The 25,109-nt window shown below is 73.0% G+C and carries 23 protein-coding genes; 5 read left to right on the plus strand and 18 right to left on the minus strand.

What is annotated here, in order from left to right; genetic code table 11:
- Window positions 1–31: 31 nt before the first annotated feature.
- From G6038_RS03895 to G6038_RS03945, 11 genes are all read right to left on the minus strand, one after another.
- Window positions 32–1,654 (minus strand): substrate-binding domain-containing protein, encoded by a 1,623-nt coding sequence (locus tag G6038_RS03895; protein WP_206024245.1) that lies wholly within the window; start codon window positions 1,652–1,654, stop codon window positions 32–34.
- 78 nt (window positions 1,655–1,732) lie between these two features.
- Window positions 1,733–2,998, minus strand: coding sequence for a helix-turn-helix domain-containing protein (locus tag G6038_RS03900; RefSeq protein ID WP_165036017.1), 1,266 nt, complete (start codon window positions 2,996–2,998; stop codon window positions 1,733–1,735).
- Window positions 2,999–3,129: 131 nt separating this feature from the next.
- Window positions 3,130–4,548, minus strand: coding sequence for an acyl-CoA synthetase (locus tag G6038_RS03905; RefSeq protein WP_165036018.1), 1,419 nt, complete (start codon window positions 4,546–4,548; stop codon window positions 3,130–3,132).
- Window positions 4,549–4,553: 5 nt separating this feature from the next.
- Window positions 4,554–5,249: a rhomboid family intramembrane serine protease gene (locus tag G6038_RS03910; RefSeq protein ID WP_165036019.1), complete on the minus strand. Its 696-nt coding sequence runs from the start codon at window positions 5,247–5,249 to the stop codon at window positions 4,554–4,556.
- A gap of 76 nt (window positions 5,250–5,325) precedes the next feature.
- The gene (locus G6038_RS03915) at window positions 5,326–6,345 is read right to left on the minus strand and encodes a proline dehydrogenase family protein (protein ID WP_165036020.1); all 1,020 of its coding nucleotides are present in this window, start codon (window positions 6,343–6,345) and stop codon (window positions 5,326–5,328) included.
- Window positions 6,342–7,982 (minus strand): L-glutamate gamma-semialdehyde dehydrogenase, encoded by a 1,641-nt coding sequence (gene pruA, locus G6038_RS03920; protein ID WP_165036021.1) that lies wholly within the window; start codon window positions 7,980–7,982, stop codon window positions 6,342–6,344. Before pruA ends, G6038_RS03915 begins: the two co-directional genes overlap by 4 nt.
- Window positions 7,983–8,156: 174 nt before the next feature.
- On the minus strand, window positions 8,157–9,242 hold the full coding sequence (dapC, locus tag G6038_RS03925; protein WP_165036130.1) for a succinyldiaminopimelate transaminase: 1,086 nt from the start codon (window positions 9,240–9,242) through the stop codon (window positions 8,157–8,159).
- A 35-nt stretch (window positions 9,243–9,277) separates the two neighbouring features.
- The gene (fdxA, locus tag G6038_RS03930) at window positions 9,278–9,601 is read right to left on the minus strand and encodes a ferredoxin (RefSeq protein WP_006933964.1); all 324 of its coding nucleotides are present in this window, start codon (window positions 9,599–9,601) and stop codon (window positions 9,278–9,280) included.
- Between the two features lie 129 nt (window positions 9,602–9,730).
- Window positions 9,731–10,432, minus strand: coding sequence for a hypothetical protein (locus G6038_RS03935; RefSeq protein ID WP_165036022.1), 702 nt, complete (start codon window positions 10,430–10,432; stop codon window positions 9,731–9,733).
- Window positions 10,429–13,062, minus strand: coding sequence for a bifunctional FO biosynthesis protein CofGH (locus G6038_RS03940; protein WP_165036023.1), 2,634 nt, complete (start codon window positions 13,060–13,062; stop codon window positions 10,429–10,431). Before G6038_RS03940 ends, G6038_RS03935 begins: the two co-directional genes overlap by 4 nt.
- Window positions 13,063–13,122: 60 nt before the next feature.
- On the minus strand, window positions 13,123–13,311 hold the full coding sequence (locus G6038_RS03945) for a hypothetical protein (protein WP_006933961.1): 189 nt from the start codon (window positions 13,309–13,311) through the stop codon (window positions 13,123–13,125).
- A gap of 174 nt (window positions 13,312–13,485) precedes the next feature.
- Here G6038_RS03945 and G6038_RS03950 point away from each other — a divergent pair, with 174 nt between their 5' ends.
- Genes G6038_RS03950 through G6038_RS03960 form a run of 3 tightly spaced genes read left to right on the plus strand, consistent with a single transcriptional unit; the run spans window position 13,486 to window position 16,246 of the window.
- A complete protein-coding gene (locus G6038_RS03950; RefSeq protein ID WP_165036131.1) occupies window positions 13,486–13,965 on the plus strand; it encodes a PH domain-containing protein in 480 nt (159 codons plus the stop codon).
- The gene (locus G6038_RS03955) at window positions 13,962–15,515 is read left to right on the plus strand and encodes a PH domain-containing protein (protein WP_165036024.1); all 1,554 of its coding nucleotides are present in this window, start codon (window positions 13,962–13,964) and stop codon (window positions 15,513–15,515) included. The genes G6038_RS03950 and G6038_RS03955 overlap by 4 nt, the downstream gene beginning before the upstream one ends.
- On the plus strand, window positions 15,512–16,246 hold the full coding sequence (locus tag G6038_RS03960; RefSeq protein WP_165036025.1) for a uracil-DNA glycosylase: 735 nt from the start codon (window positions 15,512–15,514) through the stop codon (window positions 16,244–16,246). The genes G6038_RS03955 and G6038_RS03960 overlap by 4 nt, the downstream gene beginning before the upstream one ends.
- On the opposite strand, the gene G6038_RS03965 is transcribed toward G6038_RS03960, so the two are convergent.
- The 6 genes from G6038_RS03965 to G6038_RS03990 all read right to left on the minus strand — a co-directional run bounded on the left by G6038_RS03965 (window position 16,209) and on the right by G6038_RS03990 (window position 22,328).
- Complete coding sequence (locus G6038_RS03965; RefSeq protein WP_165036026.1) at window positions 16,209–16,646, minus strand: hypothetical protein; 438 nt, start codon at window positions 16,644–16,646, stop codon at window positions 16,209–16,211. The genes G6038_RS03960 and G6038_RS03965 overlap by 38 nt on opposite strands.
- 52 nt (window positions 16,647–16,698) lie before the next feature.
- Window positions 16,699–16,857 carry a hypothetical protein gene (locus G6038_RS03970; protein ID WP_006933951.1) on the minus strand — a complete coding sequence of 53 codons (159 nt, stop codon included), beginning with the start codon at window positions 16,855–16,857 and terminating at the stop codon, window positions 16,699–16,701.
- 50 nt (window positions 16,858–16,907) lie between these two features.
- Complete coding sequence (mshB, locus tag G6038_RS03975; protein WP_165036027.1) at window positions 16,908–17,801, minus strand: N-acetyl-1-D-myo-inositol-2-amino-2-deoxy-alpha-D-glucopyranoside deacetylase; 894 nt, start codon at window positions 17,799–17,801, stop codon at window positions 16,908–16,910.
- Window positions 17,798–19,687 (minus strand): ABC transporter family substrate-binding protein, encoded by a 1,890-nt coding sequence (locus G6038_RS03980; RefSeq protein ID WP_165036028.1) that lies wholly within the window; start codon window positions 19,685–19,687, stop codon window positions 17,798–17,800. The genes mshB and G6038_RS03980 overlap by 4 nt, the downstream gene beginning before the upstream one ends.
- 84 nt (window positions 19,688–19,771) lie before the next feature.
- Window positions 19,772–21,658 (minus strand): translational GTPase TypA, encoded by a 1,887-nt coding sequence (gene typA / locus G6038_RS03985; protein ID WP_165036029.1) that lies wholly within the window; start codon window positions 21,656–21,658, stop codon window positions 19,772–19,774.
- A 265-nt stretch (window positions 21,659–21,923) separates the two neighbouring features.
- Complete coding sequence (locus tag G6038_RS03990) at window positions 21,924–22,328, minus strand: (deoxy)nucleoside triphosphate pyrophosphohydrolase (RefSeq protein ID WP_165036030.1); 405 nt, start codon at window positions 22,326–22,328, stop codon at window positions 21,924–21,926.
- A gap of 25 nt (window positions 22,329–22,353) precedes the next feature.
- Here G6038_RS03990 and G6038_RS03995 point away from each other — a divergent pair, with 25 nt between their 5' ends.
- Window positions 22,354–22,641: a 4a-hydroxytetrahydrobiopterin dehydratase gene (locus G6038_RS03995; RefSeq protein WP_165036031.1), complete on the plus strand. Its 288-nt coding sequence runs from the start codon at window positions 22,354–22,356 to the stop codon at window positions 22,639–22,641.
- Here the strand turns inward: G6038_RS03995 and G6038_RS04000 are convergent.
- A complete protein-coding gene (locus G6038_RS04000) occupies window positions 22,586–23,833 on the minus strand; it encodes a mannosyltransferase (protein WP_165036032.1) in 1,248 nt (415 codons plus the stop codon). The genes G6038_RS03995 and G6038_RS04000 overlap by 56 nt on opposite strands.
- A 358-nt stretch (window positions 23,834–24,191) precedes the next feature.
- Between G6038_RS04000 and G6038_RS04005 the strand changes: the two genes are divergently transcribed.
- Window positions 24,192–25,019 (plus strand): hypothetical protein, encoded by an 828-nt coding sequence (locus tag G6038_RS04005; protein ID WP_165036033.1) that lies wholly within the window; start codon window positions 24,192–24,194, stop codon window positions 25,017–25,019.
- Window positions 25,020–25,109: the final 90 nt, after the last annotated feature.

Raw genomic sequence — 25,109 nt, forward strand, 5'->3', positions numbered from 1 at the left:
GCACGGCAAGTTCCGGGGGCGACCGGCAGCCTCAGCGCTCGCCGCGGTCGGCGAGGGCGTTGACGAACACGTTCGCGATGTCCGCGGGGTCGCGGGCGACGTAGCTCGAGCCGCCGGTCACGCGGGAGATCTCGGCGAGCGTCTGCGCGTCCGCGTCCTCCGTGATGCCGATCGTCACGACGATCACCGGCCGCGCCGGGTCCTGCTCCCGCGCGAGGATCTCGAGGAGCTGCGCCTCGGTGATGCTGTCGGGATCCTCGTTCGCTCCGTCGGTGAGGACGATGACGCTGTTGACCGCGCGCGGGTCGTAACTCTGCTGCACGGCGCGGAACGCCGCGAGGGTCGTGTCGTACAGGCCGGTGCCACCCCCGACCAGACCGGGCACCTTCTCCGCCTGGGCCGCCATCACCTCACGCTGGGTGCGCCCGTCGACGTCGGTGTCGTACCGCCGGATCGGCACCAGCTCGAGATAGTCCTGGCCGTCACCGCCGAGGTTCTGCGAGAACGCCCACAGCCCGGCGGAGACGCTGTCGGGAAACATCGCATTGCCCGCGAGGGCGGCCCGCACCGTCAGGTCCATCCGGGTGCCGTCACCGGCCGGAAACTGCATCGAACCGGACACGTCGATCGCGACGAGCGTGCGGATCGGCAACGCCATCAGCGACCAGGCGCCGAGCGCCTCCTCCGCCATCGCCTCGTCCCGCAGTGACAGCAGCGGCACGCCCCCGATGCCGCGGCCGTCGGGCAGCGGCTCGCCGTCGGGCCCGCGGAACCCGTGGTCGTGGAACACGTCGAGGGCCTTCTCCGTGCCCAGCACCTCGATCAGTACCCGGGCGGCGTCCGTCGCGCGATGGTGCCGGTCGGGCACGGGCGCCGTCACCACCACCGGATACTCCAGCAGGATGCTGCCGTTGTCCGGTACCCGCGCCTCGAGGGCCGACTCGTTCGCTGTCGCGAAGGCCAGCACCTGTTGCTCGGTGGCGACGCCGATGCCGCCGTCGGCGCCGATCGTCGCCAGCAGGTCGGCGCCGCTGGGCGCCTCCTCGGTGCGGATGCTCTCCTTCTGGGCCAGGGGCACCATGGCGGTGCGTACCGTGCCGACGGCGACGGGGTCGTCCTGGGTCTCGGCCAGGGCCGCCCGGATCGGGGCGGCGGCGACACCGGTCCGCAGCGGGTTGCCCAGCACCAGATCCGGGATCGCGAGGGCGGCGCGCCAGGTGGACACCTCCGGAACCGCCCCCGGGGGCCCGACGAGCACCGCGGGGGTGCTCGCGACCGCCCCCGCGATCATCTGTACCGGCCCGGCGGCGGTCGGTGCCGCGCGACTCGCCCACCACCGGGCGTCCGGAATCCACAGGTCGGGCGCGTCGATCCCCGTGCCGAGCAGCCCGGCGACGTCCCCCGGTTCGGCGGTGTCGACCGTGAACTCGTAGCAGTGGGTGTCCGCGTTCCCCGAGAGGGCGGAACTCACGGCCGGTTCGATGCTCGGAGCGACGGCGAGGCTGTACTGCTCGACGGTGTCGCATCCCCCGGCCAGGGCGCGGACGACGCCGACTCCGGCCGCCGCGAGTGCCACCACCGCCGCTCCGACGACGACAACCCGGGTCGATCGGCCGTCACGTGCCGTCCGCACGCTGTGGCGGCCTCCTGCCATGTGGTCCTCCCCTGCCGGTGCCGGGCCGCGCGGCACACACCGTCGTCATGATCTGCGCCACATCGTAACGGTCCGGTCTCACGTGCCCGCGGAAGGTGAGCCGCCGGTTGCCGCTCCGCTCTGGAGGCGCCGCGCGACGAGCGCGGCGTGCAGGTGCCGCAGCCCGGAGGGGACGGTGGGATCGAACCCGGTGAGCTGCGCGACCCGCTTGAGCCGGTAGTCCACGGTGTTGGCGTGCACGTGCAGACTCCGCGCGGTGCGCTGGCGGCTCAGTTCGTGGGCGATGTGGGTCTCGAGGGTCTCGACCAGCTCCGGCGCGTCGGCCAGCGGGTCGAGCACCCGCACGAGGTGCTCGCGCGCCGGCCCGGGCCGGGTGAGCTGATACTCGAACGCCAGGTCCTGCATCCGGTACACGCCGGCGGGCCGGCGCAGATGGCCCACCAGTTCGAGCAGCTCGTGCGCCTGGTGCGCCGCGGCGGGGATGCCGGGGACGTCGGACTCGACGAGCGAGACCGTCAGTGGCACCCCGGCGGCGCGCGCGACCCGCTCGTAGAGCGCGGTGCGGATGTGCTCGGCCGGGGTGTCGCCGAGCAGTACGGTGCCGCCCTCGGGCCCGAGCATCGTCAGCTGCCGGCCGTCGCACACCCGGTCCAGCTCGGTCTCGAGCCGCCGCAGGGTACGCCGCGCGACGACCTCCGGCCGCACGTGCGGGTTGCGCTCGTCCGGGTGCCGGCCCAGCCGCACGCCCAGCACCGTGTACCGCTCGGCCAGTTCGAGGCCGGACCGGCGCGCGACGGCGGCGGCGTCCTGCCCGCCGAGCAGGGCCGTCACGAGCTCCTGGGCCGCGACGTCGCGGTTGCGGCGCATCGCCTCGAGCTCGGCGACGAACCCGGTGGTCGCGGCGACGGTGACGCGTTCGAGCAGTGCCATCCACAGCCGCGACGCCGCGGCGACCGATTCGACGTCGCCCTCGCGGGCCCTTGCGGTGACGAGTTCCCAGCCCAGCCGGATGCCCTCGTGATAGATGCGCAGCATGTATTCCAGACGGAATCCGGCGCGCGCCCACTGGGCGGCGCTGCTGCGCAGCTCCGCCAGGTCGGCGTCGGTGGGCAGCTCCCCCGTGTCGAGCACCTGGATCGCCAGGCGCAGACACCGGACGGTGATCTCGGTGACGTCGCCGCGCAGGGCTTCGCCCGGTTGCAGCGAACACGGCGCGACGTTGTCCGCGAAGTGCGCGACCAGCTTGCGGGCGACGGCGGGCAGGTCCCGCAGCGGGACCGAGGCGGGCCTTCCGTCGACGACGAACGCCACCCCGGACCGCGAACCGTATTCGGACACCGACATTCCGCGGACCCCCCATGACTCCGGAATGAGACGAACTTACTCTGCCGTAGGAAGGTACGTGGCCCGGGCGAATCGGACAAGGTCCCGCCGAGACGTGGCTCACACCGGGAGTGGCGACGACGGGCCGAGGGTCAGGTCAGCAGCTGCTTCTTCTGGACCTTGCCCATCGCGTTGCGCGGGAGGGTGTCCACCACCCGCACCTCCCGCGGCCGCTTGTGCACCGAGAGCTGACGGGCCACGAGCTCGATCAGCGCGCCCGGGTCGACGGCCGGGCCCTCCGGTGCGGGCACCACGAAGGCGACGATGCGCTGGCCCAGATCGTCGTCGGGGGCGCCCACCACCGCGACCTCCCGCACGGACGGATCGCCGAGCAGCACGGTCTCGATCTCGCCGGCACCGACCCGGAAGCCGCCGGACTTGATCAGGTCCGTCGACTCGCGACCGACGATGCGGTGGAATCCGCCCGGATCGATCGCCGCGACGTCGCCCGTGACGAACCACCCGTCCGGGGTCCACGCCGCGGCCGTCGCGTCGGGACGGTTCAGGTAGCCGTCGAACAGCATCGGCCCGCGTACCTGCAGCCCGCCGATGCTCTCCCCGTCGTGGGGGACGTCGTTGCCGTGCTCGTCGCGCAGCCGGGTTTCGACGCCGCGCACCGGAGTACCGACCCATCCGGGCCGGCGCTCCCCGTCGACCCGGGTGCTGAGCGTCAGCATCGTCTCGCTCATCCCGTACCGCTCGATCGGGGTCAGCCCGGTCAGCTCGCGCAGGCGCTCGAACACCGGGACGGGCAGCGGCGCGCTGCCGGACACGAGCAGCCGCGCACCGCTCAGGGCCTTCGCCGATTCCTCGTCCTCCACGACGCGCGACCACACCGTCGGCACCCCGAAGTACAGGGTGCCGTGCGCCTGTGCGTACGCCTCCGGGGTGGGCCTGCCGGTGTGGATCAGCCGGCTGCCGACGCGCAGCGGACCGAGCACGCCGAGGATCAGGCCGTGCACGTGGAACAAGGGCAGCCCGTGCACCAGGGTGTCGCGTTCGGTCCAGTCCCACGCCTCGGCCAGCGCGTCGATCCCGGCCGCGATCGCGCGGCGGCTCAGCAGCACGCCCTTCGGCGCTCCGGTGGTGCCGGAGGTGTAGAGCACGAACGCCGTGCGGGACGGATCGGGTTCCGGGTGGCTGTGCCAGTCGCGGGTGTGCAGCCGCACCGGCACCACCGGAAGGCCGGGTTCGTCCGGCGCGTCCCCGAGCCACGCCTGCGCTCCCGAGTCGCGCAGGATGTGCTCGCGTTCGGCGGGACCGGAGTCCGGCGGCACCGGGACGACGGTGACCCCGGCGAGCAGGCAGCCCACCACCGCGATCACCGTCGTCGCGGTCGGCGCGGCGAGCACCGCGAGACGTTCGGCTCCGCCGATGCGGCGGGCCAGGGCACCGGCCGCTCCGACGATGTCGCTGCGCGAGAGCGTGTGCCCGTCGATGCGGACGGCGTCGGGCAGGTCGTCGCCGCGCGCGACGGCCAGAGGGTTGAGGGAACGAAGCAGCGAAGACACGTCGGTCAGGATCGCACAGCCGCCGCGAGGGCGGCGCGGCGCGGCGGCGCCACCGTCCCGAGCACCGCGCCGAGCAGCACACCGACGAGGACGGCCACGCCGTGCCCGTCACCGGCCACCACCAGCCCGGCGCCGGCGAGGCAGATGCCGACGGCGGCCGCGAGCACGGCCCCGCGGGCACCGACCGCCAGCCACAGGCCCGCGATCGACCCCGCGACGGCGAACGACGCGCCCGAGCTGCCGGCACCGGTCGACGGCGAGACGAACGCGGTGAACAGTCCGAACAGCAGCTGGCTCACCGCGAACAACCCGACCGCCCGGCCCGGGCCCCACACCCGCACCGCGACGGTCGCGACGACGGCGAGCAGGAGCAGATTCACCAGGGTGACGAACACGCCGCCGTCCTGCACGAGCACCGAGGTCAGGACCCGCCACCATTCCTCCTCGGCGCGGATCCGCAGCGGGTCGCGACCGAACGTCCCGAGCAGCGACGGCACGGCCAGGCGCAGCAGCGACGGGACCGCGACGACGAGCCACAGCACGAGCGCGGTCACCGGCGGCGGCCACAGCAGCCGCCCCGGCGGCGGCCACCACACCAGCCGCCCCGGCGGCGCGCACCGACGCTGCGCGAGCAGCACCGCGAGGGCCGCGACGAGGGCGAGCAGGAGCACCGAACCGGGGTCGGCGTCCGAGGTGCTCACGGGCGTCAATGTACCTGCGGACGTACCCGGCGTCCGGTTCCGTCGACGGCGGGTCCGCTCCCCCGGCACCGGGCGTTCAATCCCGTGACACCACCGAGCGCAGGAAGAACCGCAGGTTCGACGGCCGCTCCGCGAGCCGCCGCATCAGGTAGCCGTACCACTGGGCCCCGTAGGGGACGTACACCCGCATGCGCAGCCCGGCGCCGGCGAGCCGGCGCTGTTCGAGGTCGCGGATCCCGTACAGCATCTGATGCTCGAATCCGTCCGGGCCACGGGCGTACTCGGCGGCGAGCGGTCCCGCGGCCGCCACGATCGCCGGGTCGTGCGAGGCCACCATCGGATAACCCTGCCCGGCCATGAGCACCCGCAGGCACCGCAGGTACGAGGCGTCCACCTCGGCGGAATCCTGGTACGCCACCGACGCCGGTTCGCGGTAGGCGCCCTTGCACAGCCGCACCCGCGAGCCCGGGCCCGACAGGTCCCGGCAGTCCGCCTCGGTGCGGCGCAGGTAGGCCTGCAGCACGGCACCGACCCAGGGGAAGTCCTCGCGCAGCCGCCGCACGACCGACAGGGTGGCGTCGGTGGTGGTGTGGTCCTCGGCGTCGACGGTGACCCACACCCCCGCCGCGGCGGCGGCCGCGCAGATCTGCCGGGCGTGCTCGAGCGCGAGGCCGGGGCCCTCGGGGCCGAGGGCCAGGCCGAGCGCCGTGAGCTTGACCGACACCTCCACCGCCGGCATCGGCGCACCGCGATCGACCAGCGGAGTCAGGTCGGCGATCAGCGCCTCGTATTCGGCGACGATCGCCCGGGCCTGCGCGAGATCGGTGGTGTCCTCCCCGAGATGGTCGATGCTCACCGCCCGCCCGCTGCCGAGCAGGGCCTTCGTGGCCGCCAGCGCGTCGGGGCGGGTGTCGCCGGCGACGAACCGGTCGACGAGCCGGCGTGTCGGCGGCGCCGTGGTGACCAGCGCCCGGACGCGGGGCGACTTCGCGGCGGCGAGGATCACCGGCCGCAGCGGGTTCGACGCCAGCCGCGGCAGCGCCCGCGACGTCACGGGCGGCGACGGCAGCGGTTCCGAGGCGACCACGGACCTCACCCGCCCTTCATGTGCGGGTACCGGTAGTCCGTCGGCGGCACGAACGTCTCCTTGATCGTCCGCGCCGACACCCAGCGCAGCAGGTTCAGCGGCGAGCCCGCCTTGTCGTCGGTGCCGGACGCCCGGCCGCCGCCGAAGGGTTGCTGCCCCACCACCGCGCCGGTGGGTTTGTCGTTGACGTAGAAGTTGCCGGCCGCGAACCGCAGCGCGGCGGTGGCCTCCTCGACGGCCGCGCGGTCCTCGGCGACCACCGACCCGGTGAGCGCGTAGGGGGCGCCGCGGTCGACGAGGTCGAGCACCCGCCTCCACGCGTCCGGCTCCGCGTCGTCGTAGACGTGCACGCTCAGCACCGGACCGAAGTACTCCGTGCACATCGACTCGTCACCCGGATCGTCGGCGAGCAGGACGGTGGGCCGCACGAACCAGCCGACCCACTGGTCGTACCCGCCGCCCACGGCGATCTCGATCGACTCGCGGTCACGGGCCCGCCCGAGGGCGCCGACGACCTTCTCGTACGCGGTCCGGTCGATCAGGGCGCCGCCGAAGTTCGACAGGTCGGTCACGTCGCCGTAGGTCAGGTTCTCGACCTCGTCGAGGAACTCGGTGCGCATGCGCCGCCACAGGGAGCGGGGCAGGAACGCCCGCGACGCCGCCGAACACTTCTGGCCCTGGTATTCGAAGGCCCCCCGGATCAGGGCCGTGGACAGCACACCCGGATCGGCCGACGGATGCGCGAGGACGAAATCCTTGCCGCCGGTCTCCCCCACCAGCCGCGGATACGTGCGGTAGCCGTCGATGTTGGCCCCGACCTCCCGCCACAGGTGCTGGAACGTCCGGGTCGAACCGGTGAAGTGGATACCGGCCAGCCGCGGATCGCGCAGGAGCACCTCCGACGCGACCCGGCCGTCCCCGGTGATCAGATTGATCACGCCCGGCGGCATCCCCGCCGCCTCGAGCAGGCGCATCGTCCAGTACGCCGACAGGGACTGCGTCGGTGCGGGCTTCCACACCACGGTGTTGCCCAGCAGCGCCGGCGCGGTGGGCAGGTTCCCGGCGATCGCCGTGAAGTTGAACGGGGTGATCGCGTAGACGAATCCCTCGAGCGGCCGGTAGTCCATCCGGTTCCACACGCCCGGCGACGAGGACGGTTGGTCGGCGAGCAGCGCGCGGGCGAAGTGCACGTTGAACCGCCAGAAGTCGACCAGTTCGCACGGCGCGTCGATCTCCGCCTGCTGCACCGACTTGGACTGGCCCAGCATGGTGGCGGCCGCGAGCGTCTCCCGCCACGGCCCGGCGAGCAGGTCGGCGGCTCGCAGCAGCACGGCCGCGCGGGCGTCGAACGACATCTCCCGCCACGCGGGGGCCGCAGCCGTCGCCGCTTCGACGGCCGCCGTCGCGTCCGCCGGGGTGGCGTTGCGCAGCGTGCCGAGCACCGCGTGATGGTTGTGGGGCTGGACGATGTCGAAGCGATCGCCCTCACCGTGCACGTGGTCGCCGCCGATGACGTGCGAGACATCCACCGGTTCGGCCGCCAGCTCCTTCAGCTTGGCGGTGAGACGCTCCCGCTCCGGGCTGCCGGGAGCGTAGGTGTGGACCGGCTCGTTGGCCGGCGCAGGAACTGCAGTGACGGCGTCCATGGGGCCTCCCTGGGCCCAGGGTAGCGCCGAACACCGCGTCGCATACGGCAATCCTGCTCGGGCAGCGTCGCTTCCGCCGCGCGCCGGTGCACGGCTGCGCCGCCGGACGGTCGCCTCCGCCGCGCGGGCGGCACATCCGCCGCCGCGCGCGTCACATCAGCCGCTGCGCGCGCGTCACATCAGCCGCTGCGCGGCGGCCGCGATCCTCTCGTCCGAGGCCGTCAGCGCGATCCGCACGTGCTGGACGCCGCCGGGACCGTAGAACTCGCCCGGGGCCACGAGGATCCCGCGTTCGGCGAACCAGTCCACCGTCGCGCGGCACTCCTCGCCGCGGCTCGCCCACAGGTACAGGCCGGCCTCGGAGTGATCCACCGTGAACCCGGCGCCGCGGACGGCCGCGAGCAGCACCTCGCGGCGCTTGCGGTACAGCTCGCGCTGCGCGTTCTCGTGTTCGTCGTCGTTCAGCGCGACGGTCATCGCCGCCTGGATCGGCAGCGGCACCATCATGCCGGCGTGCTTACGCACCTCGAGCAGGTCCGCGACGAGTTCGGCGTCGCCGGTGACGAACCCGGCGCGGTAGCTGGCCAGGTTCGACGTCTTCGACAGCGAGTGCACCGCGAGCAGGTTCGTGTGGTCGCCGTCGCACACGCTCGGGTGCAGGACGGACAGCGCCTCGCCCTCCCAGGTCAGGCCCAGGTAGCACTCGTCGGAGACGACGATCGCGTCGCGGCTGCGCGCCCAGTCCACCACCTTGCGCAGGTGTTCGAGGCCGAGCACCTTGCCCGTCGGGTTCGACGGCGAGTTCACGAACACCAGCGCCGCGCCCTCGGGTCCCAGGCGGTTGAGCCCGTCGGCACGAATGATCCGCGTGCCGGCGAGCAGCGCTCCCACCTCGTAGGTCGGGTACGCCAGCTCGGGGATCACCACCAGGTCACTGCCGCCGAGGCCGAGGAGGCTCGGCAGCCAGGCGATCATCTCCTTGGTGCCGATGGCCGGCAGGATCGCGGACTCGTCGATGCCGGTGACACCGTAGCGGCGGGCCAGCGCCCCGACCGCGGCGGCGCGCAGCGCTTCCGTGCCGTGGGTGGTCGGATACCCGGATTCCTCCGCGACGGCGAGCAGCGCCGCACGGATGACCGGGGCGACGGGGTCGACGGGGGTGCCGACCGAGAGATTGACGATGCCGTCGGGATGCGCGGCCGCCTTCTCCTTCGCGCCGGTCAGCGAGTCCCACGGAAAGTCCGGCAGGCTCGCGGCCACCGAACGACGAGTGCGCGCCACGGTACCGCCGATCACTATTCCTCGCCCATGGGCGGCAGCGCCTTCACGAACGGCGGGTCGTAGTCGACCTTGCCGAGCTTGGCGGCGCCGCCGGGGGATCCGAGATCGTCGAAGAAGTCGACGTTGGCCTTGACGTACGCGCTCCACTCGTCCGGCACGTCGTCCTCGTAGAAGATCGCCTCGACGGGGCACACCGGCTCGCAGGCACCGCAGTCCACGCACTCGTCCGGATGGATGTACAGCATGCGACCGCCCTCGTAGATGCAGTCGACCGGGCATTCCTCGATGCACGCCTTGTCCAACACGTCCACGCACGGTTCCGCAATCGTGTACGTCACTGGTGTTCTCCCTGCCTCTCTGGTCGCCCGCCCACCTGCACGGTCACGCCGAATCGGGGCGCGCTCCGCGTCCGTCGACGTCCAGTATCCCCCGCCGCGGGGACGCCCCTCCGAGTTAGGGTGCCCTGACTAGACGGGCCCCTGCTGGGCGCCCAGCCACTGCTGCCCGTCCGCGGCGGCCCGGGACAGGGCGGACCGCTCTCCGACGTATCCGGCCAGTGCCCCCACCAGCGGCAGCACTCCGAGCGCGCGCCACGCGCCCGACGGCTGCGGACGCCGCGCGAGTTCCGCGTTCACCGCCCGGACCAGGTCGATCGTCGACCGCACCGGACGCCGCACCCACGACAGCGGCGTCCCGGTTTCGCCCGTGCCGAGGAGGTCGCGGCGGCACAGCACGGCCGCGAGCATCCGCACCTGGCGGTCGCGGTCGTGGACTCCGCGTTCCCGGGCGACGGCGAGCAGCACGATCGCCTGGTTGACGACGCCGAGCGCGTCCTGCAGCGGCAGCATCCGGCCCACCACTCCCAGCATGCCCGGGAATGCGACGGGCAGCGTCGAGACCGAGCCGAGCCCACCGACCCACCAGTTCACCCGCTCCTGCGCCGAGGCGGCCGCCCACGCCGCCGTGCCCGGCACGCGACCGGCGTCGAGCACGGCCGCGGCCGCGTCGAGCACCTGCTCGACCGGGGTCCGCTCCCGCACCGTCGGCACGAACGTGCGGGCCTTGAGCCCGAACGGGTCGAGGTACGCCAGGTCGAACAGCGGCCCGGCGCCCGCGGCGGTCACGTCCAGGGCCGCCGCGACGACTCCGTCGCCCAGCCGGGGGCTCACCGGCCGGCCCCGCTGAGGGCGCCCCCGTCGACGGCGAGCGGCGCGTAGGCGGTGGTCCGTTGGCGGGCCGGGCGACCGATGCCCTCGGCGATCGCCACGAGTTCCGCCACGGTCTTCTCCGAGCCGTGCTGGGAACCCGCCATCCGGGAGATCGTCTCCTCCATCAGGGTGCCGCCGAGATCGTTGGCGCCGCCCTGCAGCATCGCCTGCGTGCCGGCGACACCGAGCTTGACCCAGCTGGTCTGGATGTTGTCGATCCGGCCGTGCAGCATGATCCGCGCCAGCGCGTGCGCGGCGCGGTTGTCGCGCAACGTCGGACCGGGCCGCGAGGCGCCGGCCAGGTACAGCGGCGACGACTGGTGCACGAACGGCAGCAGCACGAACTCCGTGAAGCCGCCGGTGCGGTCCTGGATCCCGCGCAGCACGTTCAGGTGCCCCACCCAGTGGTGCGGCTGGTCGACGTGGCCGTACATCATCGTCGAGCTGGACCGCAGCCCCACCTCGTGCGCGGTGGTGACCACCTCGATCCACTCCGCGGTGGGCAGCTTGCCCTTGGTGAGCACCCAGCGGACCTCGTCGTCGAGGATCTCCGCGGCGGTGCCGGGGATCGTGTCGAGGCCGGCCTCACGCAGCTCGGTCAGCCAGTCGCGGACGGACACGCCGCTGCGGGAGACGCCGTTGGCGATCTCCATCGGGGAGAAGGCGTGCACGTGCATCGACGGCACCCGCTCCTTGACCGCGCGGACCAGGTCGGCGTAGCCGGTGACGGGCAGTTCCGGGTCGATGCCGCCCTGCATGCACACCTCGGTGGCACCGGCGACGTGCGCCTCCCACGCCCGGTCCGCGACCTCGGCGGTGGACAGGGTGAACGCATCGGCGTCGCCCTTGCGCTGCGCGAACGCGCAGAACCGGCAGCCGGTGTAGCAGATGTTGGTGAAGTTGATGTTCCGGTTGATCACGTACGTGACGTCGTCGCCGACCGTGTCGCGGCGCAGCTGGTCGGCCAGGGCGACGACCGCCTCGAGGCCGGGCCCGTCGGCGTGCGCGAGAGCGACGTACTGGGCGTCGGTACAACCGGCGGGGTCCTTCTCCGCGGCGCGCAGCGCCGAGAGCACGTCCCCGTCCAGCCGCACCGGGGCATTCGCGCCGAGCGCGAGGACCTGCTCGCGCACGGTGTCCCAGTCGCCGAACGCGCTGCCGAGGTCGGAGCGGTACTCGGTGTTGCGACCGGTCACGTCGATCTCGGAGTTCAGATCCACGCGGCCGCTGGACTCCCAATCGAGGTCGGGCTCCTGCCACGGCTGCCCCTGCGGGGTCACGTCCCGGGCCAGACCCGTCGCCGGGTCCGCCAGCGCGCGCACGTGGGCGGCGATCCGCGGGTCGATCCACGGCTGCCCGGCCAGCACGTACTGCGGCTGGGCGGCGATCCGCTCGGTGAGGGTGAACCCGGCGTCGGCGCTGATCCGTGCCAGCGCGTCCAGGTTCGGCCACGGCCGTTCCGGGTTGACGTGGTCCGGGGTCAGCGGTGAGACCCCACCCCAGTCGTCGACGCCCGCGGCGAGCAGCGCGCGGCACTCGTCCGCGGCGACGAGGTTCGGCGGTGCCTGGATGCGCATGGACGGGCCGAGCACGAGCCGGGCCACGGCGATCGCGGCCCGGAACTCGTCGAGTCCGGCGTCGTCCACGTCGCGCATCGCGGTGTCGTCCTTCGCCCGGAAGTTCTGCACGATCACTTCCTGGATGTGCCCGAACGCCTTGTGCTGCTTGCGGATTGCCGCGATGGATTCGGCGCGCTCGGTGAGCGTCTCGCCGATGCCGACGAGGATGCCGGTCGTGAACGGCACCGACAGCCGGCCCGCGTCGGTGAGTACCCGCAGCCGCACCGCCGGATCCTTGTCGGGGCTGCCGTGGTGGCACTCCCCCTGCTCGGTGAACAACCGGGTCGACGTGGTCTCGAGCATCATGCCCATCGACGGGGCCACCGGCTTGAGACGGGACATCTCGGCCCAGCTCATCACCCCGGGATTCAGGTGCGGCAGCAGCCCGGTCTCCTCGAGAACCCGGATCGCCATCGCGCGCACGTAGTCGAGGGTCGAGTCGTAGCCCCGCTCGTCGAGCCACTGCCGCGCCTCCGGCCAGCGCTCCTCGGGCCGGTCACCGAGCGTGAACAGTGCTTCCTTGCAACCCAGTTCGGCTCCACGCCGGGCGATGTCGAGAATCTCGTCGGGCTCGAGATACATCCCCTGCCCGGCGGCGCGCAGCTTGCCCGGCACGGTCACGAACGTGCAGTAGTGGCAGCGGTCCCGGCACAGCCGGGTGATGGGGACGAACACCTTGCGGGAATACGTGACCGTGCCCGGCCTGCCCGCCGCGAGCAGACCGGCGTCGCGCACCCGGGCGGCCGAGGCACACAGGTCCTCGAGATCCGATCCGCGGGCGGCGAGCAGGATCGCGGCCTCGTCGACGTTGAGCGTCGCCCCGTCCCGCGCGCGCCGCAACGCCCGCCGCATGCCCGACGGCGAAACCCGCACAGGATCCGCCGCGGACGACACGGGCCCGGCCGCGCCGGCGCGGACCGAGGGCAGGGGCAACATCGCGGGCGTGGCACCGTCGTGGGTCGAATCGGTCATTCGCCGATCATGCGCCACCCGCCGTACCCATGCCACCTCGGGGGCACGTCCCCGGCGAACTCACTCGCGGGGATAGTCCTCGTCTCCCGGGACGACCCGGCTCTGCTCGAGAACGTCCGCGGGCTCCACCTCGAGCGGCACCGAGGTCACCTCGTCGTCGGCCGGTTCGTCCTCGGCCGGCATCTCCTGCTCGATCCGATCGGCCTCGGGCAGCTCCGTGTATTCGGTGGTCTCCGATGATTCGGTCACGGCGGTCCTCCTCCTCGTGTCGACTCCGAACCCGGACGCGGCATTGCCGGGTTTGCTCGCCCGATCAGCTTAGCCTGGAACCGACTGGACACCACCGACGAGGAGAACCGCGTGAACCGGGACGACTCCCCGCCGCCCCCGGCAGCCGGCAGGGCCGCCCCGCCGCCGGTGACGATGGCCGATCCGGCGTGGCGCCCCAGCCCGAGGGCGCGGCTGCTGTGGGCGGTGAGCGCCGCGCTGCTGTGGGTGCCGGTCGTGGCCGCGCAGGTGATGTGGGCGATCGTCGACTCCGGCCGGCACCCGGGCTGGCACGTCGCCGCCGGCGTCGCCACCGCGGTTCTCGCCGTCGCGCACATCGCCGTGATGCCGCTGTGGCGGTACCGGGTGCACCGCTGGGAGATCACCGACACCGCCGTGTACACGCGCACGGGGTGGATCACCCAGGAACGCCGGATCGCGCCGATCTCCCGGATCCAGACGGTCGACACGGAGCGGGGCCCGATCGAACGGTGGCTCGGCCTCGCGACCGTCACCGTCACCACCGCGTCGTCCGCGGGCGCCGTGGAGATCACCGCCCTCGACGTCGGGGTCGCCGACGCCACCGCCGCCCGGCTCACCGCGATCGCCGGCAGCAGTCAGGCCGATGCCACGTGAGCGACGTACCCGTGCCGCCGGAGCGGGCGGACGCCCCCGCCCTCGCCGCCGAGGCCGAGCAGCCGTGGTTGCGGCTGGATCCGCGGATGCTGCTGATCCACCCCGTCGAGGAGGTACTGCGGTTGTTGCCGGTGCTGGTGGCGTCGGTGGTGCTCGGCAGCAGCAGCGGCAACCACGGCTGGGGCCTGGCGGTGGCCGCGCTGCTGGTGGTGATCGGCATGCTGCGCTGGTTCACCACGACCTACCGGATCGGACCGGTGCACGTGGAGCTGCGCCGGGGCCTGCTGCAGCGCCAGCTGCTGTCGGTACCGCGCAGCCGCATCCGGTCCGTGGACGTCGAACAGCGCCTGCTGCACCGGCTGCTCGGGCTGGCGGTCGTGCGGATCGGGACCGGCCAGCGGACCGGCGCCGGACACGAACGCAACCGGTTCGAGCTGAACGGCCTGGCGGTCGGCGCTGTGCCGGCGCTGCGCGCCGCCCTGCTCGGCACGCACACGGGAGCGGCGGACGAGACGGACGAGGTGGCCGCGCCGGCCGAAACCGGGATCGCCCGGTTCCGGCCGGGCTGGGTGCGCTACGCCCCGTTCTCGACCACGGGACTGGTCACCGTCGCGGCGGTGGTGGGACTCGCCTTCCAGTACGGGATCGCCGAGCGGATCGGCGAGTCGGCCACCGTCGAGCGCGGGCTGTCGTCGATCGAGGCCGCCGGCCCGTTCGTCGCCGCCGTGCTCGGCCTGCTCGTGCTGGGCGTGGTGGCGAGTCTGGTGGCGTGCGTGCGCTACGTGCTGCTGTACGCGGACCTGTCGGTCACCGACGACGGGCGGATGCTGCGGGTCGGGCACGGCCTGCTGCGGCACCGGCACACCACCCTGGACCGGCGCCGCCTGCGCGGAGTGAGCCTTCGCGAGCCACTTGCGCTGCGCCTGGCCGGCGGGGCCCGCCTGGACGCGGTGATGACCGGCGTCGCCGCCGAGCACGGCGAGTCGTCGCTGCTGCTACCGCCCGCGCCCTCGGCCGAGGCGCGGCGGGTCGCGGCGGCGGTGCTGCGCGACACGCGTCAGCTCGACGCCCCGCTGCGGCCGCACGGCCCGGCGGCGCGGCGGCGACGGTTCACCCGGGCGCTGAGTCCCGTGGCGCTGGCCGTCGCCGCCGGTGCGACGGCGGTCGCGGTCACCGGCCGCACGGTCCCGGTGGCGGCCTGGGGGCCGGCGGCCGCGGTCGTCACGGTGGCGGCGGTGGGGCTGGCGTGGGATCGCTACCGCAGCCTGGGGCATGCCGTGCTGGGCGCGGGGACGCACGACGCGACGACGTGGCTGATCACCCGCGGCGGGTCGCTGGATCGGCGCCGCGTCTCGCTCGAGGCGGACGGCATCATCGGCTGGACGGTGCGGCAGACGTTCTTCCAGCGCCGCGCCGGGGTGGCGACCGTCGTCGCCGCAACCCCGGCCGGTACGGGCCGCTACGCGGTGGTGGACCTCCCCGCGGAGCAGGCGTGGGCGCTGGTCGAGGCGGTCACTCCCGGGGCCGGCGACATCTGGGCGCGCCGATGAACCCGACCGATCGGCCCCCGGACCTGGCGACGCTCGACGCGCGCCTGATCGAGTGCCGGGCCTGCCCGCGCCTGGTCGCGTGGCGGGAGCAGGTGGGCCGGGAGAAGCGTGCCGCCTACCGCGACGAGGAGTACTGGGCGCGTCCCGTGCCCGGGTTCGGACCGACGGATGCGTCCCTGCTGATCGTGGGCCTGGCCCCGGCCGCGCACGGCGGCAACCGGACCGGCCGGATGTTCACCGGTGACCGCTCGGGCGACTTCCTGTACGCCGCGCTGCACGCGGCGGGCCTGGCGTCGCAGCCCACCGCGACGCACCGCGGCGACGGCCTCGAGCTGTTCGGCACCCGCGTCACGTCGCCGGTGCACTGCGCGCCGCCGGCCAACCGGCCGACGCCGCAGGAGCGGGACACCTGCGGCACCTGGCTCGACGCGGAGCTGCAGCTGCTGACGCCGACGTTGCGCTCGGTCGTGGTGCTCGGCGGCTTCGGATGGCAGGCACTGCTTCCGGTGCTCGACGGCGCCGGCTGGGCCGTTCCGCGTCCCCGCCCCGGATTCGGGCACGGCACGGCGGTGGAACTCGCGCCGCGCGGCGACGCTGCGGACCGCGGGCCGCTACACGTGTTCGGTTGCTACCACGTGAGCCAGCAGAACACGTTCACCGGCCGGCTCACCCCGGCCATGCTCACCGCCGTGCTCACGGACGCGGCGCGGGCTGCCGGACTGCGCTCGTGAGCGCGGCCATGCGGGCGACGAACAGGTGCAACCCGGCGGGGGCGAGCGCACCGACCGGCAGCAGCAGGGTCCGCCAGTCGGCGACGAGGAGCTGATCGCCGCCGGGACCGCCGGCCAGGCACAGGACGAAACCGACGATCCACGCCAACAGCGGCCACGCCGCGCGCGAGGTGGACCCGGTCTCGGCGCGCATCGCCAGCACCAGGAGCATGTTCGCCGCGCCGGCCAGCACGATCGTGATCGGGAACGGCACCGTGCCGATGTACAGGCCGAGGAAGAACACGGACAGCAGCGCGCAGAGGAAGCCGTCGAAGGTCAGCAGCGCGACGATGCCCGGCCGCGGCTTCGGCGCCGGCGGGGCGGGGACCTCGGTGGCCGTGGTGGCGGGATCGACCGTCATCGTTCGATAGTGCGCCACCGGCGCGGGCAGGTGGTCACCGGGTCCCGGCCGATCACGGCACCGGCGGGTAGCCCATGAGCGTCAGCACGTGGCTGGCCTGGTCCGCGAATCCGTAGAGCGCCTGGTAGTAGGCGGCGTTGATCTGGTCCGCGTAGGGACGCAGCGAATCGACGAATGCGACGATCTGGTTCTGGACGGACCAGTTGTACATCAGGACCCTCTCGTGTGACCGCGATCACCTGTCCGGTGCTCGTGGTCACACTAACTCAGCCCGGCGAAGAGGTCACGCTCCCGGCCGGAGCCGTCGACGTCGCCGCGGTCGCCCCGGACGAGCACGTAGTGCTCCTGCTCCAGCACGGGCTGCGCGACGAGGTTGGACAGGGCGAACTGTGCTCCGCCGGGCGCGACGACGACCTGGGTCGCGTGCGCCGCCAGGGCCGCCCGCTTGGCGTCGAGCACGCCGGCGACGTCGACCACGGTGGTGACCTGTTGGTCGGGCACGCACGGCAGGTCGTCGGGGCCGGGACGCTGCCACCCGTCGGGCAGGACGGTCATCTCCGCGATGCCGCGGCGCAGGGCGCTCGCCTCGGTGACGGTCCAGTACAGCTTCGCCGGGTTCCACGGTGCGCCGGCGTGCGGGTAGGCGCCGGTCCCCGCGGCCTCGACCGCTGCGGTCACGACGTGATGCACCCGGATGTGGTCGGGGTGGCCGTAACCGCCCACGGGGTCGTAGGTGACCACCACGTGCGGGCGCAGTTCCCGGATCACCGCGACGAGTGCGGCCACCGCCTCGTCGCGGTCGGCGTTCACCCAGGCCCGCGGGTTCGCGGCCGACGGGGTACCGGCCATCCCGGAGTCGCGCCAATGCCCGGCGCCGCCGAGGAAGCGGGGGGCGGGCACGCCGAGGGCGGCCAGCGCCCGGCCGAGTTCGTGGATGCGATAGCCACCGAGCTGATCGGCCCGGTCGGCGGTGAGCTGCGCCCATTCGTCGCCGACGACCTCGCCCTCCTCCCCGAGGGTGCACGTCACGACGGTGACCTCGGCGCCCTCGGCGGCGTAGCGGGCGATGGTGCCGCCCGTGGTGATGGATTCGTCGTCGGGATGGGCGTGCACCAGCAGCAGGCGTTTCGGCGCGGGGGTGTTCCGATCGGTCACGGTGTGGTCCTCCACCAGTTCTGCGCGTCGGACAGGGGACCGGCGGGGATCGAGCCGGCCAGCGTCACGCCCTCGACGCCGGGTCCCGCGGCGATCACGGTGCGGTCCTGCACGATCGGCAGGGTGACGGCGAGGTCCCACAGCTTCGGCTGCGCCCCGGCCAGGACGGCGGGCACGTCGCCGGCGCCGCGCAGGGCTCCGGCGAGTTCGGGGTCGAGGGTGGGGTCGCACACCCCGGACACGTTGCTCGGTGCGGCGAGTTGCGCCTCGGCGGCCTCGATCTCGTCGTCGGGAACCGGCCCGGCGTCACCGTCGGGGGCGGGCTGCGGCGTCGGGGTGGGCGCGGGAGCCGGCTCGACGTCACCGTCGGGGGCGGGCTGCGGCGTCGGGGTGGGCGCGGGAGCCGGCTCGACGGAGCCGGGATCCTGCTCGGGAAGCACTGGGGGGCAACCGAATCGGGACAGCGCAGCGGCGGCCGGGTCGCCTCCGGCGCGCGTCCAGCCGACCACCGCATGCACGGTTCCCTCGACGAGGGCGTCGCCGTAGAGTTCGTCGGGCGGCAACGTCGCCACGGTGGCGGCGACGCCGGCCCCACGCAGCTGGTCCGCGGCGGTGCGGGCGACCGCGTCGGCCACCGGCGAGTTCTCCGGCACGCCCAGCACGAGGGTGAGCGGCACGTCGCCCTGGGCGAGCAGTCCCGTCGTCGCCGTCTCGGGCGTCGGGGTGGTGGTCGCTTCGATCGCCGCCGGACCGGCCGGTACATAGCCGGCCCCGGCGAGGAGCGCGAGGGACTCCTCGCGGCCGGGCCGCGGCGGCATCGTCGGCGAATAGCCGGGATCGGACGGGGCGAGCACCTGCGCACGGGCCGCGACGACGGCCGATTCCGTGCCGGCCGCGACGGTGGCCAGCAGGTCCGGGTCGAGAAGGCCGAGGACGGCCCGGCGCACGCGCGGATCGGCGAACTCGGTCGTGCGGCCGTTGAGGGTCAGCTCGAGGACGCGGGGTTGCAGTTGGGTGCCGGTGCGCACCTGCGGGATCGCGCCGAGCTGGGCGAGCAGCGCGGATCCCCCGCCGTGCATCTGCGCGACCTGCGCGTCGCCGGTGCGAATGGACTCGGCGAGCTGCGCGTCGGTTCCGCCGCGGCGCAACAGGATCCGGTCGGGCCGGGCCGGCGTCCCCCAGAAGCGATCGTTGCGTTCGAGCAGGATCTCGCCGCGGCCACGGTCGACGGACTTGACATGGAACTGCCCGCCGGACACCGGAATCGATTCGGCGAGGCTCGTGGTGAAACCGCCCGGAGTGTCCTTGACGAGGTGGGCCGGCAGCAGATGGGTGAACAGTTCCCGCCACGCCGGGTAGGGCTCGCGCAGCGTGACGGTGACGGTCTTGCCGCCGCCGGAGGATCCGACGTCCTCGATGAGGCGGTATCCGGCGGGATCGACCACACCGGGCCGGGTGATCATCTGCTGCCACAGATACCGGAAGTCCTCGGCGGCGATGGGCGCGCTGTCGGACCACTGCGCCTCGTCGCGCACCTGGTAGGTGATGGTGAACGGCACCTGCGAGGTGACCTCGGCCGATGCGAGGACGGACTCGTCGAGCACCCACGCGGTGGCGCCGGGCCGCGCGGGGTCGGGCACGGGCCGGAACGCGCTCGGCAGCACCATCCCGGCGACGGTGTTGCCGACGGGCGACTGGTCGGCGAGCAGGTGCGGGTTGAACCCGGCGCCCACGTCGTCGACGGCCACCACGACGGTGTTGAGCTGGGGAACCGGGGCGGGGGTCCGGGTGGGCTCGGTCTGCTCGATCGGCGGCGGCGGATCGGCGGTGCACGCCGTCAACCCCAGCACCGCGGCGACCGCGGTGATCCCGGCGATCCTGCGCATCCGGCCTCCCTTCCCTCCGGGATGCGGCGGTGGCCCCGGCCGCGCCGGGACCACCCCTGCCGCACTACTCGTCCACTGCCGCGACTACTTGTTGCGAGCCTTCTCCCGTGAGCGGGCGCGGGCCCGGTCGGTGGCCGACAGGTGCACCTTGCGCACCCGGAGGATCTCCGGGGTGACCTCGACGCACTCGTCGGACGCGCAGAACTCCATGGCCTCCTCGAGGCTCAGGGTGATCGGCTTCGCGAGGGTCTCCATCACGTCGGCCGTGGAGGAGCGCATGTTGGTGAGCTTCTTCTCGCGGGTGACGTTGATGTCGAGATCCTCGGCGCGCGGGTTGATGCCCACGACATGGCCCTCGTAGGTGTCGCTGCCCGGCTCCACGAAGAAGGTGCCGCGGTCGCCGAGCTGGATCATGGCGAACGGCGTGACCGAGCCCGAGCGGTCGGAGACCAACGAGCCGGTGTGCCGTGCGCGGATCTCCCCGGCCCACGGGGCGTAGCCGTGGAAGACGGCGTTGGCGATGCCCGTGCCGCGGGTCTCGGTGAGGAAGTCGGTGCGGAACCCGATGAGGCCGCGCGACGGGACGATGAACTCCATGCGCACCCATCCGGCGGCGTGGTTGGACATCTGCACCATCTTGCCCTTGCGGGCCGCGAGCAGCTGGGTGATCGCGCCGAGGTGTTCCTCGGGGCTGTCGATGGTGAGTTCCTCGTAGGGCTCGTGCACCTTGCCGTCGACCTGCCGGGTGACCACCTGCGGCTTGCCGACGGTGAGCTCGAAGCCCTCGCGGCGCATCTGCTCGACGAGGATGGCCAGCGCCAGCTCGCCGCGGCCCTGCACCTCCCAGGCGTCGGGGCGGCCGATGTCGAGCACGCGCAGCGACACGTTGCCGACCAGCTCCGAGTCGAGACGGGACTTGACCATGCGCGCGGTCAGCTTGTGGCCCTGCACGCGGCCGACGAGCGGTGACGTGTTGGTGCCGATGACCACCGAGATGGCCGGCTCGTCGACCGTGATGCGCGGCAGCGCGACCGGGTCGTCCACATCGGCGAGGGTGTCGCCGATCATGATGTCGGGGATGCCGGCGACGGCGACGATGTCGCCGGCGACGGCGACGTCACCGGGCCGGCGCTCGACACCGATGGTCTGGAGCAGCTCGGTGATCTTCACGTTCTTCACGCCGTCGGCGTGCATCCACGCGACGGTCTGGCCCTTGCGCAGCTCGCCGTTGTGGATGCGCAGCAGCGCCAGGCGGCCGAGGAACTCGGAGGCGTCGAGGTTGGTGACGTGGGCCTGCAGCGGTGCGGCCGGATCGCCCTTGGGGGCGGGGATGTACTTCATGAGGACGTCGAACAGCGCGTCGAGGTTCTCGGCGGAGGGCGCCTGTCCGTTCTCGGGTTGTTCCGTGGACGCCTTGCCCTCGCGCCCGGAGGCGTACAGGACCGGCAGATCCAGCAGCTGCTCGGCGGCCTCGGAGGCCTCGTCGTCGAGGTCGGAGGCGAGGTCGAGCAGCAGGTCGTGGGTCTCCTCGACGACCTCGGCGATGCGGGCGTCGGGGCGGTCGGTCTTGTTGACCACCAGCAGCACCGGCAGCGACGCGGAGAGCGCCTTGCGCAGCACGAAACGGGTCTGCGGCAGCGGGCCCTCGGACGCGTCGACGAGCAGGACGACGCCGTCGACCATGGACAGGCCGCGCTCGACCTCGCCACCGAAGTCGGCGTGACCGGGGGTGTCGATCACGTTGATGACGGTGACGGTGCCGTCACCGTTGTGCCGGTGCACGGCGGTGTTCTTCGCGAGAATGGTGATGCCCTTCTCGCGCTCGAGGTCACCGGAGTCCATGACCCGGTCGACGAGTTCCGCGCGCTCGGCGAAGGCGCCCGACTGGCGCAGCATGGCGTCGACGAGGGTGGTCTTACCGTGGTCGACGTGCGCGACGATGGCGACGTTGCGGAAACTGGCGGTGCTCACGCGATGGCTCTCCTGGCTGTTGTCCGGCCACACGGCACTGGACCCAGACGGCACCTCGCCCGTACGGCGTTCTTGCGGTGGCCGCGTCGCGAATGCGAGTCACCCGTTCACGGCCGCGAACGGCCCGCACAGGCACTGCGGCCTCCAATACAGTACAGGTCGGACGTGGTGCCTCGCGCCCGCCGACGGCCGATTCGCCAGTTCGCGGGCCGGATCGTGACGTTCGCCACGTCCCGGTGCGCCGATCGGCGAACCCGCCGCGCCGTCAGCGCCCGAGGTGCGCGCGCAGCTCCGGCAGCCACAGCCGGTCGTTCGGCACCAGGTCGATCCGCTCCAGCTCGTCGGCGTCCACCCAGCACAGTGCCGCGTGCTCGAGCGGCCGCGGTTCCCCGGAGAGCAGCTCCACCCGGTAGGCGCGCAGCACCCGGCCGCCGTCCAGCGGTACCTCGACCCCGACCCGCTGCGCACCGGCGACCTCCACGCCCAGTTCCTCGCGCAGCTCCCGGCGCAGCGCCGCCTCGGCGGACTCCCCCGGCTCGGCCTTGCCGCCCGGCAGCTCCCACAGCCCCGCCAGCTCCGGCGGCCCGACGCGCTGGGCCAGCAACAGCCGGCCGTCGCGGAAGATCGCCCCGGCCACCACCTCGTCCGCTCGGCCCGTCGTTGCACTCATGTGCGGCATCGTCCCAGAATGGGGCATGGCCGAGTTGCTCTCCGACGCCGACATCGAGACCGCCCTCGCCCAGCTCCCCGAGTGGCGACGGGACGGGAACGCGATCGTGCGCACCGTCGAGTCCTCCTCCTTCCCCGAGGCCGTCGCGCTGGTGGACAGGGTGGCCGAGGCGGCCGAGGCGGCGAACCACCACCCCGACATCGACATCCGCTGGCGGAAGGTGACCTACTCGCTCTCCACCCATTCCGCCGGCGGGATCACCGGGTCGGACGTGGAACTGGCCCGGAAGATCGACGCGCTGGCCCGCGGCTGACGGGCGGGGCCGGAGCCGGGCGCCCGGTGTAGACGATCCACGCGTACACCGCCAGCACCCCGGCCACGTTGCACGCGCCCGCCCAGGCCAGCAAGGCGGGGCGGGAGATGTCCCACATCGAGTCCTGCGCCAGGCCGAGGAGCCACGGCACCCCGACGACGGTCAGCACCGCCCAGAACCCGGCGAGCACGCGGGTGCCGAGACGGCCGGCCAGCGGCCCGTAGACCAGCCACAGCAGCATCGGCAGTACCCACACCCAGTGGTGCATCCAGGAGATCGGGGACACCAGCAGCCCGAACAGTTCGACGACGACGATCGTGCCGAGCCGGTCGTCCGGGCCGAGGGCACGCCAGGCCGCGAAGGCCAGCACCGCCGAGACCGCGACCGCCGCCAGCCACAGCGGCCCGGTGCCGACGTCGTGCCCCACGATGCGGCTCAGCGCTCCGCGCAGCGACTGGTTCCACACCGATCCCACCGGCCCGATCCGGTCGGCGTCGCCGAACAACGTGGTGAAGTAGGTCCGCGCCTGGTCGCCGAGGACCAGCCAGCTGACGGCGACGGTGGCGGCGAAGGTCGCCGCGGAGAAGAACGCCGCCGCCCAGCGCCGTCGCGCCACGAAGTACATGCCGGCGATCGCCGGGGTCAGCTTGATGCCGGCGAGCAATCCGACCAGTCCGCCCGAGAGCCACCAGCGGTTGCTGCGGACCGCGACCATCACGCCGAACGCCAGGAACACGTTGACCTGTCCGTAGTCGAGGGTCGTGCGGATGGGCTCCGTCCAGATTCCTACCGCCGTCCACACGAGCGCGACCGCCGTCCAGCGCGCGCCGTGCGCCGCGGGACCGAACAGCAGCTCGAGGCTGATGCGCAGGAGGCCGAACAGGGCGGCGACGGTCAGCAGCTGCCACACCACCCCGACCGCCGGGAAGGGCAGATAGTGCAGCGGGAAGAAGACCAGTGCCGCGAACGGCGGGTAGGTGAAGGGCAGGGAGAACTCGGGGGTGTCCCGGGTGTAGGTGAAGTCGTACAGTTCGCCGCGCAGCAGCGCCGCCGAACCGTCGACGTATACGTGCAGATCCACGAGATTCATGCCGTTGGGCGTGAGGAAGTTCCACGCCAGCCGGGCCCCGACGGAGACGGCCAGCAGGGCCGCGCACCACCACAGTCGATGCGGGCGAACCGGATCGGACACTGCGGTGCGGCCTCCCGTCGTCACGTCACCCCGGGGGAAGGACCGGGGACGGATGCAGACTATCCGTTCCACGGCGGCGGGCCGAACACGATACTCACATCAGTAACAGTTTCATCTACTCTCACTAAAACCACATCAGTCACACGTAGTCTCGAGCGGACACCACTGATCGGAACACGTTATGGCTAGACTCCCGCGAGTACGGGCGGCGGCTGTGAGACCGGCCACGGCTTGTACTGATCGGGGGGCCTACATAAAGTGTCTCCCCGAGCCGTCAGCGGCATCGGCGCCTCGCGCCCCGGAGCCGCTTCAACGACAAGGATGGGGAAAAGTGCTTCGAACCCGAGCAACGCGCAGGATGATCACCGCCTGCGCTCTCGCCGCCGCGGCGGCGCTCACCGTGCCGTCGCAGGCGGTCGCGCAACCCGTCGTTCCGGGCATCCCCGACGTGCTTCAGCTGCCGCCCGAGTTCGCCGGCTACCAGGTGCCGGCGGATCTGTCGATCGAGTCGCTGATGGGCATGCTGAGCACCCAGGCAGCCGCCCCCGAGGAGGTCGAGGCCCTCGCCTCCCTCGCCCCCGCCATCGTCGGAGCGGCGGCCGGCCCGGCCGACGTCGCGGACGGCAAGAATCAGCTCCTCGACCAGGCGAAGGAACTGCTCGCGAACTCGCAGCTGCCGGACTCGGTCAAGGCCCTGCTCCAGCGCGTGATCACCTTCCTCGACGGCAGCGGCGGCGGCGGACCCGACCTCCCGGACCCGGGCGCCGTGGCGATCTCCCAGTTCCTGTACCCGAGCATCGGCCAGGACTGCATCCGCGACGGCGGTGACTCCATCGGCACCGCGCTCGCCGTGGCCGGCCCCGCGCCGCTCCCGCCGCCGGGCCCGAAGGCCGGCCAGGCCGGGTTCGTGTTCACCGCGCTGGGCACCGCCAAGTTCGCCGACCAGCAGGCGCAGCCGCTGACGGTGAGCTGGATCAACGTCTCCAACGGTCGCAGCGGCACCGCGACGTTGACCGACGAGGCCCGGATCAACCCCGACGGGCCGACGACGCTCAGCGCGATCGCCGACACCGGCTCCGGCAACGTGGCCGCCGTGATCTCCGGCGGCATCACCACGCAGGCCGCAGGCGCGGCCCCGCGTTCGTGCACCTTCCTGCCGACGATCGGGCTCGTCACGGTCGCCTGACCGCTCATCCGCACGTCTGCCGAGGCCGCCGGGATCATCCCCGGCGGCCTCGGTCGTCCGGACGCTTCCGGAGCCGCGGACCGCGTGGTA

This window comes from Rhodococcus sp. 14C212 (assembly GCF_011058195.1).
Classification (GTDB): Bacteria; Actinomycetota; Actinomycetes; order Mycobacteriales; family Mycobacteriaceae; genus Rhodococcus; species Rhodococcus aetherivorans.

Bases quoted from the DNA above. Each gene is read 5' to 3' on its own strand.
- G6038_RS03895 (WP_206024245.1), bottom strand. From the start codon at position 1,654: ATGGCAGGAGGCCGCCACAGCGTGCGGACGGCACGTGACGGCCGATCG.
- G6038_RS03900 (WP_165036017.1), bottom strand. From the start codon at position 2,998: ATGTCGGTGTCCGAATACGGTTCGCGGTCCGGGGTGGCGTTCGTCGTC.
- pruA (WP_165036021.1), bottom strand. From the start codon at position 7,982: ATGGACGCCGTCACTGCAGTTCCTGCGCCGGCCAACGAGCCGGTCCAC.
- G6038_RS03940 (WP_165036023.1), bottom strand. From the start codon at position 13,062: ATGACCGATTCGACCCACGACGGTGCCACGCCCGCGATGTTGCCCCTG.
- G6038_RS03950 (WP_165036131.1), top strand. From the start codon at position 13,486: ATGGCCGATCCGGCGTGGCGCCCCAGCCCGAGGGCGCGGCTGCTGTGG.
- G6038_RS03960 (WP_165036025.1), top strand. From the start codon at position 15,512: ATGAACCCGACCGATCGGCCCCCGGACCTGGCGACGCTCGACGCGCGC.
- G6038_RS03965 (WP_165036026.1), bottom strand. From the start codon at position 16,646: ATGACGGTCGATCCCGCCACCACGGCCACCGAGGTCCCCGCCCCGCCG.
- G6038_RS03970 (WP_006933951.1), bottom strand. From the start codon at position 16,857: ATGTACAACTGGTCCGTCCAGAACCAGATCGTCGCATTCGTCGATTCG.
- G6038_RS03980 (WP_165036028.1), bottom strand. From the start codon at position 19,687: ATGCGCAGGATCGCCGGGATCACCGCGGTCGCCGCGGTGCTGGGGTTG.
- G6038_RS03990 (WP_165036030.1), bottom strand. From the start codon at position 22,328: ATGAGTGCAACGACGGGCCGAGCGGACGAGGTGGTGGCCGGGGCGATC.
- G6038_RS03995 (WP_165036031.1), top strand. From the start codon at position 22,354: ATGGCCGAGTTGCTCTCCGACGCCGACATCGAGACCGCCCTCGCCCAG.
- G6038_RS04005 (WP_165036033.1), top strand. From the start codon at position 24,192: ATGATCACCGCCTGCGCTCTCGCCGCCGCGGCGGCGCTCACCGTGCCG.